15 protein-coding genes are annotated in these 14135 nt (G+C 67.3%); 13 read left to right on the top strand and 2 right to left on the bottom strand.

Annotation, left to right across the window (positions count from 1 at the left end; genetic code table 11):
- Nucleotides 1-21: 21 nt before the first annotated feature.
- The 11 genes from P2PM1_RS20355 (at nt 22) to P2PM1_RS20405 (ending at nt 10204) form a co-directional block, all read left to right on the top strand.
- Complete coding sequence (locus P2PM1_RS20355; RefSeq protein WP_186386607.1) at nt 22-582, top strand: thioredoxin family protein; 561 nt, start codon at nt 22-24, stop codon at nt 580-582.
- 119 nt (nt 583-701) lie between these two features.
- Nucleotides 702-1175, top strand: coding sequence for a sulfur oxidation c-type cytochrome SoxX (gene soxX, locus P2PM1_RS20360; protein WP_186386608.1), 474 nt, complete (start codon nt 702-704; stop codon nt 1173-1175).
- A gap of 30 nt (nt 1176-1205) precedes the next feature.
- Nucleotides 1206-1625, top strand: coding sequence for a thiosulfate oxidation carrier protein SoxY (gene soxY / locus P2PM1_RS20365; RefSeq protein WP_186386609.1), 420 nt, complete (start codon nt 1206-1208; stop codon nt 1623-1625).
- A gap of 24 nt (nt 1626-1649) precedes the next feature.
- Nucleotides 1650-1979, top strand: coding sequence for a thiosulfate oxidation carrier complex protein SoxZ (soxZ, locus tag P2PM1_RS20370; protein ID WP_186400303.1), 330 nt, complete (start codon nt 1650-1652; stop codon nt 1977-1979).
- A gap of 34 nt (nt 1980-2013) precedes the next feature.
- Nucleotides 2014-2883: a sulfur oxidation c-type cytochrome SoxA gene (soxA, locus tag P2PM1_RS20375; RefSeq protein WP_186400304.1), complete on the top strand. Its 870-nt coding sequence runs from the start codon at nt 2014-2016 to the stop codon at nt 2881-2883.
- Nucleotides 2884-3022: 139 nt separating this feature from the next.
- The gene (gene soxB, locus P2PM1_RS20380; protein ID WP_186400305.1) at nt 3023-4714 is read left to right on the top strand and encodes a thiosulfohydrolase SoxB; all 1692 of its coding nucleotides are present in this window, start codon (nt 3023-3025) and stop codon (nt 4712-4714) included.
- Between the two features lie 22 nt (nt 4715-4736).
- Entirely contained in the window at nt 4737-6008 is a 1272-nt protein-coding gene (gene soxC, locus P2PM1_RS20385; protein ID WP_186400306.1) for a sulfite dehydrogenase, read from the top strand.
- Nucleotides 5992-7104: a c-type cytochrome gene (locus P2PM1_RS20390; protein ID WP_186400307.1), complete on the top strand. Its 1113-nt coding sequence runs from the start codon at nt 5992-5994 to the stop codon at nt 7102-7104. Before soxC ends, P2PM1_RS20390 begins: the two co-directional genes overlap by 17 nt.
- 4 nt (nt 7105-7108) lie before the next feature.
- A complete protein-coding gene (locus P2PM1_RS25560; protein ID WP_186400308.1) occupies nt 7109-7846 on the top strand; it encodes a c-type cytochrome in 738 nt (245 codons plus the stop codon).
- Nucleotides 7847-7910: 64 nt separating this feature from the next.
- On the top strand, nt 7911-9173 hold the full coding sequence (locus P2PM1_RS20400) for an NAD(P)/FAD-dependent oxidoreductase (protein ID WP_186400309.1): 1263 nt from the start codon (nt 7911-7913) through the stop codon (nt 9171-9173).
- Nucleotides 9174-9289: 116 nt separating this feature from the next.
- Entirely contained in the window at nt 9290-10204 is a 915-nt protein-coding gene (locus P2PM1_RS20405) for an MBL fold metallo-hydrolase (RefSeq protein WP_186400310.1), read from the top strand.
- A gap of 38 nt (nt 10205-10242) precedes the next feature.
- On the opposite strand, the gene P2PM1_RS20410 is transcribed toward P2PM1_RS20405, so the two are convergent.
- Complete coding sequence (locus P2PM1_RS20410; RefSeq protein WP_186400311.1) at nt 10243-11337, bottom strand: YeeE/YedE family protein; 1095 nt, start codon at nt 11335-11337, stop codon at nt 10243-10245.
- A gap of 90 nt (nt 11338-11427) precedes the next feature.
- The gene (locus P2PM1_RS20415) at nt 11428-12162 is read right to left on the bottom strand and encodes a GntR family transcriptional regulator (protein ID WP_186400312.1); all 735 of its coding nucleotides are present in this window, start codon (nt 12160-12162) and stop codon (nt 11428-11430) included.
- 327 nt (nt 12163-12489) lie between these two features.
- Here P2PM1_RS20415 and ehuB point away from each other — a divergent pair, with 327 nt between their 5' ends.
- Entirely contained in the window at nt 12490-13341 is an 852-nt protein-coding gene (gene ehuB, locus P2PM1_RS20420; protein WP_186400313.1) for an ectoine/hydroxyectoine ABC transporter substrate-binding protein EhuB, read from the top strand.
- Between the two features lie 127 nt (nt 13342-13468).
- Nucleotides 13469-14134, top strand: coding sequence for an ectoine/hydroxyectoine ABC transporter permease subunit EhuC (gene ehuC, locus P2PM1_RS20425; protein WP_186396462.1), 666 nt, complete (start codon nt 13469-13471; stop codon nt 14132-14134).
- Nucleotide 14135 lies beyond the last annotated feature (1 nt).

Below are 14135 nucleotides of genomic sequence, written 5' to 3' on the forward strand. Positions count from 1 at the left end.
CTATCGAAGGGAGATATCGTCATGATCCGTCTTGCCATTCTTGCCGTCATCGGCTGGCTGGCCGTGCTGCCGGCCTCCGCCGCCGAGCTCGGCGACGACGGTCTGCACAAGCCGGCCTGGCTGCGCGAAACCTTCAAGGACCTGCGCGAGGATCTCGCCGAGGCCAATGCGGAGGGCAAGCGGCTGATGATCACCATCGAGCAGCGCGGTTGCATCTATTGCACGCGCATGCATGAGGAGGTGTTCACCGACCCGGCGATCGAGGCGCTGATCCGCGAGCAGTATTTCGTGGTGCAGATCAACCTGTTCGGCGATGTCGAGGTGACCGATTTCGACGGCACCGTGCTGCCGGAGAAGGCGATGGCGACGCGCTGGGGCGTCCTGTTCACGCCGACGCTGATCTTCCTGCCGGAAGCCGTTTCGCCGGATCAGACGACCGCTGAGGCGGCTGTCGCGATGATGCCGGGCGCCTTCGGCAAGGGCACGACCGAGGCGCTGCTGACCTGGGTGCGCGAGCACGGCTACGAATCGGGCGAGCACTTCCAAGCCTATCTGGCGCGCCGCATGGCCGGACAGCAGTGACCCAAGCATTTGACAAACAGAGATAAATTAAGACATTCAAAAAAATATATATCTCTATTGCAAGAAGGATGGCAGGGTTGCTATCCTTGCAACCGAGGAAGCACTCTGGGAGGAGAGCAATGACACGCTGGCTCGTGCTGGGGGGCGCAATGGCCATGGCCATGGTGGCGCCCGCCCTGTCTGAAACCGCACCCAAGGAAGTCAAGTACGAGGAGGGGGCCGTCGCCGCCTCGCTCACCGGCGTCCCCGGCGATCCCGAGGTCGGCATCAAGGTCATGACGACCAATGCCCTCGGCAACTGCGTCGCCTGCCACGCCATCGAGGCGCTGCCCGATGTCGAGTTCCCCGGCACCATCGCGCCGATGCTGGACGGTGTCGCCGATCGCTATGACGAGGCGCAACTGCGCGGCATCGTCGCCAATGCGAAGATGACCTTCGACGGCTCGTTCATGCCGGCCTTCTACAAGACCGACGGCTTCGTCCGTCCGGGCGACGGCTTCAGCGGCAAGGCGGGAACCGAACCGCTTCCCCCCGTCCTCAGTGCGCAGCAGATCGAGGATGTGGTGGCCTATCTTCTCACCCTCAAGGACTGACGCGGCAGCGCGACGCTCAAGGAGATGACTATGAAACTGACACGACGCGAGGTGCTTTGGGTCGGGCTTGGCGGCCTTGCCGTGGCCGCCGTGCCGGGCCTTGCCCGGGCCGCGACCATTGAGGAACTGACGGCGGCCTTCACCGGCGGCGCCGCTCCGGCGGGCGAGGGGATCTCGATCACCGCGCCGGAGATCGCCGAGAACGGCAACACGGTGCCGATCGGCGTCGATGCGCCGGGCGCCGTCGCCATCATGCTGCTGGCGACCGGCAATCCGGAGCCGGCGGTGGCGACCTTCACCTTCGGCCCGGCGGCCGGCAGCCAGCGGGCGGCGACCCGCATCCGTCTCGCCCAGACCCAGGACGTGGTCGCGCTGGCGAAGATGGCCGACGGATCGATCCGTCAGGCGCAAGCGACCGTCAAGGTCACCATCGGCGGCTGCGGCGGCTGATCGTCAGGCAACAGGAGAGGCAATATGGCAAGCGATGCAAAGCCCCGGGTCAAGGTCCCGAAGTCGGCGTCCGTCGGCGAGGTGGTGACGATCAAGGCGCTGATCAGCCACAAGATGGAATCCGGCCAGCGCAAGGACAAGGACGGCAAGCTGATCCCGCGCTCGATCATCAACCGGTTCACCTGCGACTTCAACGGCGTCAACGTCGTCGACGTCGCCATCGATCCGGCGGTGTCGACCAACCCCTATTTCGAGTTCGACGTCAGGGTCGATGCGGCGGGTGACATCAAGTTCACCTGGTACGACGACGACGGCTCGGTCTACGAGGACGTCAAGGCGATCGAAATCGCCTGATCGCGCTGCCACACCGAGTTTGGGAGGAAGGCTCATGCAGCCGCGCAACATGATCATCAGGACCGCCGCCGCGGCATTCGGCCTCGCGATGGCCGGTACCGTGCTGGCGGATCCGGTGGAGGATACGCTGGTCGTCGAGACGGACGACGGCACCATCGAATTCGTGACGCAGACGTCGCCGCCGGAGCACCTGAACGGCGCCTTGCGGGAGATCTATTCGGGCTGGCTGTTCCGCGAGGACGAAACCCGCGACCTGCAACGGGACGATTTCGACAATCCGGGCATGGTCTTCGTCGACCGGGGCCTCGATGCCTGGAACAACCCGATGGGCGCCAAGGGCGAGTCCTGCGCCGGCTGTCACCAGGAGCCGGACAGCATGCGCGGCCTGCGCGCGGTCACCCCGCGCGTGGATCAGGCCTCGGGCAAGCTGATGCTGGTCGAGGACTATGTCAACGAATGCGTGACCCGGCACATGGGTCTCGAGGCCTGGGGCTGGACGTCCGAGAAGATGAAGGACATGCTGGCGCTGATCTCGATGCAGTCGCGTGGCGAACCGGTGAATGTGGCGATCGACGGGCCCGCCGCCTCCTATTGGGAGAAGGGCAAGGAGATCTACTACACGCGCTTCGGCCAGTTGGAGATGTCCTGTGCCAATTGTCACGAGGACAACTATGGCCAGATGATCCGCGCCGATCACCTGTCCCAGGGCCAGGTCAATGGCTTTCCGACCTATCGCCTCAAGGATGCCGGCATGGTCAGCGCGCAGCAGCGCTTCGTCGGTTGCGTGCGCGACACCCGTGCGGAGACCTTCAAGGCCGGGTCGGACGAGTTCAAGGCTCTGGAACTCTATGTCGCCTCGCGCGGCAACGGGCTCAGCGTCGAGGGCGTTTCGGTCCGGCATTGAGATCGGACCCGCGCTGATGTCAGGGGGCGGCCGCGCGGATCGGCCGGCCGCCCTCGAACACCGTCTTTCACATGCGGACAGCCACGCGGCGCGCTTCGGCGCGGACGGAGGAGGTGTGTCCGCGGCAAGGAGTTAGCGAATGATCACGCGCCGGGAATTCCTGCAGGCGTCGATGGCCGCCTCGGCCATCGTCGGCACCAGCGGCTTCGGCACCTGGGCGCGGCTCGCCGCGCAGCAGGCCCTGACCCAGGACCAACTGCTGCGGTTCGACGATTTCGGCAACGTGACGCTGATCCATGTCACCGACATCCATGCCCAGTTGAAGCCGATCTGGTTCCGCGAGCCGGAGGTCAATCTCGGCGTCGGCGGCGCCAAGGGCCATGTTCCGCATGTCACCGGCGCCGACTTCCTGAAGATGTTCGACATCGCGCCCGGCTCCGCCGACGCCTATGCGCTGACCTGCGAGGACTTCGCCGCGCTGGCGCGGGCCTATGGCCGCATGGGCGGCATGGACCGGGTCGCCACGGTGGTCAAGGCGATCCGGGCGGCGCGGCCGGACTCGATCCTGCTCGACGGCGGCGACACCTGGCACGGCTCGATGACCAGCTTCCTGACCAAGGGGCAGGATATGGTCAATGTCATGAACGCCCTGGGCGTCGAGGCCATGACCAGCCACTGGGAATGGACCTATGGCACCGACCGGGTGAAGGAGATCGTCGAGGGACTGCCGTTCCCCTTCCTCGGCGCCAACATCTTCGACGCCGAATGGGACGAGCCGGCCTTCGAGCCCTATCAGGTCTTCGAGAAGGGCGGCATCAAGGTCGCCGTCATCGGCCAGGCCTTCCCCTATATGCCGATCGCCAATCCCGGCTGGATGTTCCCGGAATTCTCCTTCGGCATCCGCGAGGAGCGGATGCAGGCGGTGGTGAACGAGGTCCGCGCCGACGGCGCCGATCTGGTGGTCTGCCTGTCGCATAACGGCTTCGACGTCGACCGCAAGATGGCCGGCCGGGTCAAGGGCATCAACGTCATCCTGACCGGCCACACCCATGACGCGGTGCCCGAGCCGGTGCTTGTCGGCGAGACCATCCTCATCGCCTCGGGATCCAACGGCAAGTTCGTCTCGCGCGTCGACCTCGATGTGCGCGACGGGCGCATGATGGGCTATCGCCACAAGCTGATCCCGATCTTCTCCGACGTGATCGAGCCCGATCCGGAGATGGCGGCGCTGATCGACGGCGAGCGCGAACCGTTCAAGGCGCAGTTGGAGGAGCAGATCGGCACCACCGAGAGCCTGCTCTACCGGCGCGGCAATTTCAACGGCACCTGGGACGACCTGATCTGCGACGCGATCCGCTCCGAGCGCGACGCCGAGATCGCCATGTCGCCGGGGGTGCGCTGGGGCACGACGCTGCTGCCGGGCGATCCGATCACCCGCGAGGACATCCACAACGTCACCTCGATGACCTATGGCGCCTGCTACCGCACCGAAATGACCGGCGAGACGATCCGGGCGATCCTGGAGGATGTCGCCGACAACATCTTCAACCCCGATCCCTACTACCAGCAGGGCGGCGACATGGTGCGTATCGGCGGCCTCGCCTATGCCATCGACGTGTCGAAGCCGATCGGCCAGCGCATCTCTGACATGGCGCTGGTCGACACCGGCGAGGCGATCGAGGCCGGCCGCTCCTACACCGTCGCCGGCTGGGCCAGCGTCAACGAGGGCACCGAGGGCCCGCAGATCTGGGATGTGATCGAAGCGCATGTGCGCAAGCTCGGCTCGGTGAAGCTGGAGCCCAACACGTCGGTCGTCGTGACCGGTATCTGAGACGAAGCAAGGAGCGTTCGCCATGTCCGACGAACCCATCGCCCGCACCTCCCGCCGCGACTTCCTGCGCAGCACGGCCCTGGCCGGCGCGGGTCTTGTCGCCGGAAGTGCCACCGCCGGCGCGTCCGGCCCCGATCCCAAGATTGTCGAGGTGCAGGACTGGGCCAGCAGCTTCGGCGATCCGGTCGACGCCACGCCCTACGGCATGCCGATCCGCTTCGAATCCCATGTGGTTCGGCGCAATGTCGAATGGCTGACCGAAAGCCCGGTCTCCTCGATCAATTTCACGCCGATCCACGCGTTGGAAGGCACGATCACGCCGCAGGGCTGCGCCTTCGAGCGGCACCATTCCGGCGCGATCGAGCTCAGCAAGGCGGATTACCGGCTGATGATCAACGGCCTGGTCGACACGCCGCTGGTGTTCACCTTCGAGGACCTGCTGCGCTTCCCGCGCTCGGTCACCACGGCCTTCTGCGAATGCGCGGCCAATGGCGGCATGGAATGGGCCGGGGCGCAGCTCGAGGGCTGCCAGTACACCCAAGGCATGATCCACAACATGGAATATACCGGCGTGCCGCTGCGGCTGCTGCTGGAGGAGGCCGGCGTCAAGCCCGAGGGCAAGTGGGTCTACGCGGAAGGCGCCGACGCCAGTTCCAACGGGCGCTCGCTGCCGCTCGACAAGGCGCTGGACGACGTCATGGTCGCCTTCTTCGCCAATGGCGAGGCGCTGCGCAAGGAGCATGGCTATCCCGTCCGCCTGGTGGTGCCGGGCTGGGAAGGCAACATGTGGGTGAAGTGGCTGCGCCGCCTCGGTGTCTATGACCAGGCGGTGGAAAGCCGCGAGGAAACCTCGAAATACACCGACCTGATGCCGGACGGCCGGGCCCGCAAGTGGACCTGGGTGATGGACGCCAAGTCGGTCATCACCTCGCCCTCGCCGCAGGTGCCGATCCGCCACGGCAAGGGGCCGCTGGTGATCTCGGGCCTCGCCTGGTCGGGCAATGGCCGCATCACCCGGGTCGACGTCTCGCTCGACGGCGGCGTCAACTGGCAGAGCGCAAGGCTCTCCGGGCTGGCCCTGCCCAAGGCGCTGACCCGCTTCCATCTCGACATCGACTGGAATGGCGAGGAGCTGCTGCTGCAGTCCCGCGCCGTCGACGAGACCGGCTATGTCCAGCCGACCAAGGACCAGTTGCGCGAGATCCGCGGACTCAACAATGTCTATCACAACAACGGCATCCAGACCTGGTGGGTCAAGGCCGACGGGGAGGTCGAGAATGTCGAAGTCGCGTGACGTCCTGATCCTCGCGATCTGCGCCGGCGCGCTGCTGGCGACGCCGGCGCTGGCCGGCAAGCTCGGCCTCGGCCGCGAGGCGCTGCCGGAGGAAATCGCGGCTTGGGACGTGGCCGTGCTGCCCGACGGCACGGGCCTGCGTCCCGGCTCCGGCGATGTCGCCACCGGCGACGAGGTTTTCGCCGAGAAATGCGCCTCCTGTCACGGCGAGTTCGCCGAGGGCCTCGACAGTTGGCCGGTGCTGGCCGGCGGCGAGGGCACCCTCACCGATCGCCGGCCGGTGAAGACGGTCGGCAGCTACTGGCCGTATCTGTCGACCGTGTGGGACTATGTGCATCGCTCGATGCCGTTCGGCGCGGCCCAGACCCTCAGCGTCGACGAGACCTATGCGATCACCGCCTTCCTGCTCTATTCGAACGGGCTGGTGGACGAGGATTTCGTCCTCTCCGACGAGAATTTCCGCGAGGTCGAGCTGCCCAACGCCGTCGGCTTCTATCCCGATGACCGGCCGCAGACCGAATATCCGCTGTTCAGCGGCGAGCCCTGCATGAGCGACTGCCGCCAGCCGGTGGCGATCACCAAGCGGGCGGTCGAGCTGAACGTCACGCCGCAGGATCCCGACGGCCGCCCCGCCGGAACCCTGCCGCCGCTTTCGGAGGCCGCCGCGCTGCCGGCGGATCCCGCGCCCGCCACCGAGACCGCCGCGGCAACCGAGGTCGCCGCCGCTCCGGCGGCAGCGGAGCCTGCTCCCGTGGCCGAGGCCGCCGCCGCCGATCCGGCCCTGATCGCCGAAGGCATCGGCGTCTTCAAGAAATGCGTCGCCTGTCACAAGGTCGGCGAGGGCGCAAAACATGCGGTCGGCCCGGTGCTGAATGGCATCGTCGGGGCTCCGGTCGGGGCGGCGGACGGCTACAAATATTCCAAGGTGATGCTGGAGGCCGGCGCCGGCGGCATGGTCTGGGACGCGGAGACGCTCCACGCCTATCTCGCCGATCCCAAGGGCTTCCTGCCGAAGAACAAGATGGCCTTTGTCGGTCTCAAGAAGGACCGGGACCGGGAGGCGGTGATCGCCTATCTGGCCTCGCTCGGAAAGTAGCACGATGCGCCGCCGCCACCTCCTCTCCGCCCTGGTCCTGCTCGCCGTCGGCGTGGGGATCGGGTCGGGGGTGGGGTCGGGGGCGGGGTCGGTGGCGGCGGCGCCGATCGGCGATGCGGAGCGCGGCGCGCTGCTGTTCGCGCGCCAGTGTTCGGCCTGTCATCAACTGGGGGTGGGCGCCGTCAATCGGGTCGGCCCCCACCTCAACCGCGTCTTCGGCCGCACCGCCGGCAGCGTCGAGGGCTACAAATATTCCAAGTCCATGGCCCGGATGGGCAGCGACGGGCTGGTCTGGACGCTGGACACGCTGGACGCCTATGTCGAGAACCCGCGCAGCCTGGTGTCGGGCACCCGGATGGCCTATCGCGGCATGAAGGACGCCGAGGCGCGCTCGGCGCTGCTCGCCTATCTGCGCGAATGGTCCGACAAGCCGCAGAACATCCCCGAGGCGGAGCCGACGGCCCGCGCCAGCGGGCTGGTTCTCGATCCGGCGATCCTCGCCATTCAGGGCGATCCGGATTTCGGCGAATACCTCTCCTCGGAATGCACGACCTGTCACCAGCGGGACGGCAGCGACCAGGGCATTCCGGCGATCACCCGCTGGCCGACGGAGGATTTCGTCGCGGCCATGCATGCCTACAAACGCAAATTGCGGCCGCATCCGGTGATGCAGATGATGGCCGGACGACTTTCGGACGAGGAGATCGCGGCGCTCGCCGCGTATTTCATCACCCTCGACTGAGACAGAACGATGCGCGGATCCACCGCGCTCGCAAGGGGGAGAGGACACCCCGGAGGAAACGCGCATGACATTGAGCAGACGCACTTTCATCGCCACCGGCCTGGCGGCCGGCAGCGTGTTGCATGCCCCAGTCGTGTTCGGCCAGTCGCGGCCGAAGGTCGTGGTGATCGGCGGCGGTGCCGGCGGCGGGACGGCGGCCCGTTACCTCGCCAAGGACAGCAAGGGGGCCCTCGATGTCACCCTGGTCGAGGCCAACCCGATCTACACGACCTGCTTCTTCTCCAATCTCTATCTCGGCGGCTTCCGCGACTTCGAGAGCCTGCAGCACGGCTATGACGGGCTTGCGGCGGGCGGCGTCACCGTGATCAACGACACCGCGACCGCCGTCGACCGGGAGGCACGGACCGTCACCCTCGCCGGCGGGCAGGTGCTGTCCTATGACCGGCTGGTGCTGTCTCCGGGCATCGATTTCAAGGATGGGTCGGTGCCCGGCTGGTCGCTGGCCGACGCGGAGGTGATGCCGCATGCCTACAAGGCCGGGCCGCAGACCCAGCTCCTGAAGCAGATGGTCGAGGCCATGCCGGCGGGCGGCACCTTCGCCATGGTGGCGCCGCCCAACCCCTATCGCTGCCCTCCCGGACCCTATGAGCGCATCAGCATGGTCGCGCATCTGCTGAAGCAGACCAATCCGACCGCCAAGATCCTGGTGCTCGATCCCAAGGACAAATATTCCAAGCAGGCGCTGTTCGAGGAGGGCTGGCAGCGGCATTACGACGGCATGGTGACCTGGGTCGGACCCGATTTCGGCGGCGGCTCGGTCGAGGTGCGGCCGGCGGCGATGGAGATCGTCGTCGACGGCGAGGTGCAGAAGGTCGACGTCTGCAACGTCATTCCCGGGCAGATGGCCGGCAAGATCGCCCAGATCGCCGGCGTGACCGACGACAGCGGCTGGGCGCCGGTTGATCCGGCCTCGATGCAGTCGAAGCTGGATGCCAATGTCTGGGTGCTCGGCGACAGCTCGGCCCAGGGCGACATGCCCAAGTCCGCCTTCTCCGCCAATTCCCAGGCCAAGGTCGCGGCCATGGCCATTCGCGGCGAGCTGACCGGCTCCAGGACCTTCCCGGCGAAATACTCCAACACCTGCTGGTCGCTGATCGCGCCGGAGGACGGGGTCAAGGTCGGCGCCTCCTACGAGCCGACGCCGGACAAGATCGCTTCGGTGCACAGTTTCATCAGCCAGACCGGCGAGGACGCGGCCCTGCGCAAGGTCACTTTCGAGGAATCCCTCGGCTGGTATGCCGGCATCACCGCCGACATCTTCGGATAACGGCTCCTCCCCAACTGCGGGCGCCCCTTGTCCGGGCGCCCGCCTTCTTTTCGCAGCCCCCGCCTTCCGTCGGAGCCCTCCTTCTTTCGGAGCCCCCGTCTTTCGGAGTCAATGCCATGCTCTCCCGTCGCCAGTTTCTCGCCGCCAGCGCCGCCGCCGCCGCCCTGCCTCTGTCGGGTCACCGTGTCTGGTCGGCCGCCTCGCTGGAGCTTGGCGCGGCCCGGCTCGACACCCTGTCCGACGGCATGTTGATGCTGCCGGGCGACTTCATCCTCGGCGGCATGCCCGAGGCGGAGCTTGCCGGGATCATCGCCCGTCACGGCCTGTCCCGCGACCAGCTCACCCCGCCGTGCAACGTCACGCTGCTGCGCGACGGCACCAACACGATCCTGTTCGACGTCGGCGCCGGGCCGGACTTCCAGCCGAGCGCCGGCAAGCTCGGCGAGGCTCTGGACGCGCTCGGCGTGACGGTCGAGGACATCACCCATGTGCTGTTCACCCATGCCCATCCCGACCATCTGTGGGGCCTGCTCGACGAGTTCGACGAGCCGCTGTTTCCCAATGCGGAGTTCATGATCGGCGCGGCGGAAATGGATTACTGGATGGACCCCGACACGGTCGCCAGCATCGGCGAGGCGCGGGCGACATTCGCCATCGGCGCCCAGCGGCGGCTCGAGGTCATCGCCGACCAGGTGCGCCGGCTGGAGGAGGGCGAGGAGGCCCTGCCGGGCATCGTCGCCCGGTTGACGCCCGGCCACACGCCCGGCCACATGGGCTTCGAGATCGCCGCCGGCGGCGATCCGGTGATGGTGGTGGGTGATGCCATCGGCAATCACCACGTCGCCTTCGAACAGCCGGGCTGGGCCTCGGGATCGGATCAGGACCAGGATCTTGCCGCCGCCACCCGGCTTGCCCTGCTCGACCGGCTCGCCGGCGAGCGGATGCGCCTCGTCGGCTTCCACTTGCCCGACGGCGGCATCGGCCGCGCCGAACGCGCCGGCAGCGCCTATCGCTTCATCGCCGACATCTGAGAGGGCCGGTCCGGCCTGCCGGCATCTGCTTCGGCCCTCTACTCGGCCGGCACGGTCTCGGGGGCGGCCTCGGGGCCGGCAGCGGGGCTGGGCGCCTGGTCGACCAGGGCATCGGTCACCACCGCGCCGATCCACATGCAGGCCAGCGCCAGCCAGGCGGTTGCGACGAAGATCGAGCCGCCGGTGACGCCGGCACCGACCGCGCAGCCGCCGGCCAGCATGGCGCCGAAGCCCATCAGCGCCGCGCCGAGCATCGAGCGGCGCATCTGGCTTTCGCCGTCGAAGCCCTGGAATTTCAGTTCGCGGGCCAGCGCCGCCGCGACGAGTGCGCCGAGGAACACGCCGGGCACCAGGCCGATGTCGAAATCCAGCACCGGATTGTCGGTCAGGAAGAACATCAAGGTATTGGCCGAAGGGCCCGAGAAGGTCGCCGAGGTGACGCTCATCGGCTCGAACGCGACCTGCGCCAGGGTGAAGGTCAGCGTCCAGCCGAGGGCGATCGCGAAGCCGACGCCGGAGGCGAAGACCAGCGTCGACCAGCCGATGGCGTTGCGCAGCGCCAGCCACAGGGCGAGGGCGGCGCAGGCAAGGCCGAGCACCAGCCCCGCCTCCTGCGGCAGCGACAGGGCGGGCAGCAGGTCGACATTGTGGCCGCCGGGGGTGACCCACAGTCCGGCCAGCCACTGGCGCAGCGGTGCCAGCCAGCCATGCAGGGTCATCTGCGCGACCACGGCGAAGATCAGTCCGGAGACGACGGAGCGCAGGTTGCCGGTCGCCGCCAGCACCAGCAGCCGGCCGGAGCAGCCGCGCGCCAGCACCATGCCGGCGCCGAACATCAGGCCGCCGATGATGGCGCCGGACCAGGAGCCGGCCACCGCCATCATCCGCGCGTCGGAGCTGCGGAACAGGCCGGCAAGCTGGGCCGCCTGCACCCAGATCACCGCCGCCGAGAAGGTCAGCAGCCAGACCGCCATGCGCGGGCCGAGCCGCTTGCGCGCGAACTCCACCGTCGCCGCGCGCAGGCAGAAGGAGGAGCGCTGGGCGGCGAAGCCGAAGACGGCGCCGGTGGCGAGGCCGAACAGCGCCGCCAGTTCGGCCTCGTCGACGATCTCGAGCAGAAAGGTGATGTCCATGGGAAAAGCCCTCCGCCGGCATAGTGCCCGCCGGCAACGAGGGAATCATTGATCTGGAGCATGGTCCAGCGGGTTTTGCTGCAAGCGCGATTATCCCGCCGTCGGGGCGATCACCGGGCGCCCCTCCGTCTCGCAGGCCTTGCGGATCCTGGCGAAGCTCATGGCAATATGCGCCCGCCGCACATGGCCGGCGGCGACGAGGTCGCCATGCTCGATCGCTTCCGTGGTGTCGGCGACCTCGCGCTGGAAGGTCGTGAACTCGGTGTGGATCAGTTCTTTGGAATTCCTCAGCCGCAACGCCGTCTTCAGCCAGATGCGCGCCGTCTGGTAATACAGCCGCTCGTTGATCTCGCGCAGCGGCCCGTTGGTGGTCAACGCGTTGTACAGGTGGAAGAAGTCCATGTTGATCCGCGAAAAGGTGCGCGGATCGCCCTCGCTCACCATCTCGTCGCATCGCGCCCGGATCTCGTGGAAGCGGGCGATCAGCGCCGCGTCGACGGGGGCCGGCGACAGCCTGCCGACCAGTTCGGCCAGTTCCACCCGGAGCTCGTAGACCTGCGCCAGCTCGTTGACGTCGATGTCGGTGACGATGGTGCCGACCCCGTGCACCGAGCGCAGCAGCCCTTCCGCCTCCAGCTTGACCAGCACCCGGCGGATCGGGGTCCGCGACACGCGAAACTCCTCGGCCAGGTCCTCCTCGCGCAGCCGACTGCCCGGCGCATGGTCGAGCAGGCAGATGCGCATCCGCAAGGTCCGGTAGATCCGTTCGAAGCGCCCGCGCGCGCCCTCGTCGGACGGCCGCCGCACGCCACTGTCCACCGTCATCGGCGCGTCCGTTTTTCCCGTCCGGCCCTCCATCCGGTTCCCGTCTTCGTTCGCCGCCAACCGCGCCACTCCCGCATTCCGTTCCAGCCCGCCCTTGTCCGGCATTTCCCGGCGGACGGCAAGGCGCCCGGCCCGGGCGCGGCGTCATGTCTCCCTCACCTTCGACGGCAGGGTATTTTCGCCAATGTGTACAACTAAATCCGAATTTCGAAAAGGCGTTGAGATGTCTCTCGATTTCCCCGAGAAAATCCGTTGACACGCTCCGCTGCGACATGATGTTGTGCACAACATAACAAGCAAGACGTGGTGGAACAGAGGAGCTGTCTGATGAAAAGTGCCATCTTCAAGGGCCTTGCCGCGCTCGGCATGGCCGCGGTCGCCTATGGGTTCGTGGGCGCCGCCAATGCCCAGTCCCTGCTGGAGCGCGCCGACAAGGGTGAACCGATCCGCATCGGCTTCGCCAACGAGATCCCCTTCGCCTATCCGGGCGACGACGGCAGCCCGAAGGGCTTCGTCAACGCCTTCACCATCGGCGTGCTGAAGTCGATGGGCTACGAGAACATCGAGCCGGTGCAGACCGAGTGGGGCGGCCTCATTCCGGGCCTCAATGCCAACCGCTTCGACATCGTCACCGGCGGCATGAACATCCTCGCCAGCCGCTGCGAGAACATCGCCTTCTCCGAGCCGATGGCCAAGGTCGGCGACGGCTTCATCGTGGCGCCGGGCAACCCGAAGAACATCAGCGACTATGAGAGCCTCGTGGCGGCCAATGCGGTGATGGTCACCGGCGCCGGCTATTCCAACATCGAGGCCGCCAGGGCCGCCGGCGTTGCCGATGCCAACATCATGCAGGTGCCCGGTCCGACCGAAATCCTCGCCGCCGTGCGCGCCGGCCGCGCCGATGCCGGCGCCGGCACCTACTTCACCATGAAGCAGCTCGCCGACAGCTCGGGCGGTGCCGTCGAGGCCTCCGATCCGAACGCCATGCCGGAGGACTCCTTCAACTGGGCCGGCATCGGCTTCCGCAAGGCCGACCAGGACTTCCTCGACAAGTTCAACGAGGCCCAGGCCGCCTATATCGGTTCTGAAGAGATGCTCGCCGCCGTTGCCGAATACGGTTATGGCGAGGGCTCGCTGCCGGGCGAGCGGACCACCGAGTGGGTCTGCGCCAACCGCTGACATGACGACGACGACAGGCGGGCCGGCGCGGCCGGTCCGCCGCCTTTCCCCTGCAGTCGCGCGGGGCGCGGTGCCCGCCGCGCCGTCATGGCCTTGAGCAAGGTCGGAGAGCAAAGGGCTGGGCGGCATGTCCTATTTCGAATTCCTCGGCCAGTATGGCGACCGCATCGCCAGCGGCACGCTGATCACCATGGCGCTGACGGTGCTCTCGGCGCTGCTGGCGGTGGCGATCGCGGTTGCCGCCGGCCTGATGCGGATGGCGCCGAACATGGCGGTGCGCGGCCTCGCCACCGTCTATATCGAGATCTTTCGCGGCACCTCGCTGCTCGTCCAGCTCTACTGGATCTTCTTCGTGCTGCCGCTGTTCGGCATCACGCTGGAAAAGTTCACCGCCGGCTTCGTCGCGGTGGGCATGAATCTCGGCGCCTATGGCGCGGAGCTGGTGCGCGGCGCCATCCTCTCCGTGCCCAAGGGGCAATGGGAGGCGGCGCTGGCGCTCAACATGTCGCCGGCCAAGCGGATGATCCGGGTGATCCTGCCGCAGGCGGTGCTGATCATGCTGCCGTCCTGGGGCAACCTCCTGATCGAGCTGCTGAAGGGCACCGCGCTGGTCGCGCTGATCTCCGTCGCCGACCTGATGTTCCAGGTGAAGCAGATCAACGGCACCACCTTCCTCTCGGCCGAGACCTTCGGCACCGCGCTGATCATCTACTATGTGCTGGCGCGCTTCATGATCACGCCGTTCATGCGCTGGCTGGAGCGGGTGATGATGCGCAAGATGGGGAGGGCCTGAG

Origin of the sequence: Stappia sp. P2PMeth1 (assembly GCF_900185735.1) — a bacterium.
Taxonomy (GTDB): Bacteria; Pseudomonadota; Alphaproteobacteria; order Rhizobiales; family Stappiaceae; genus Stappia.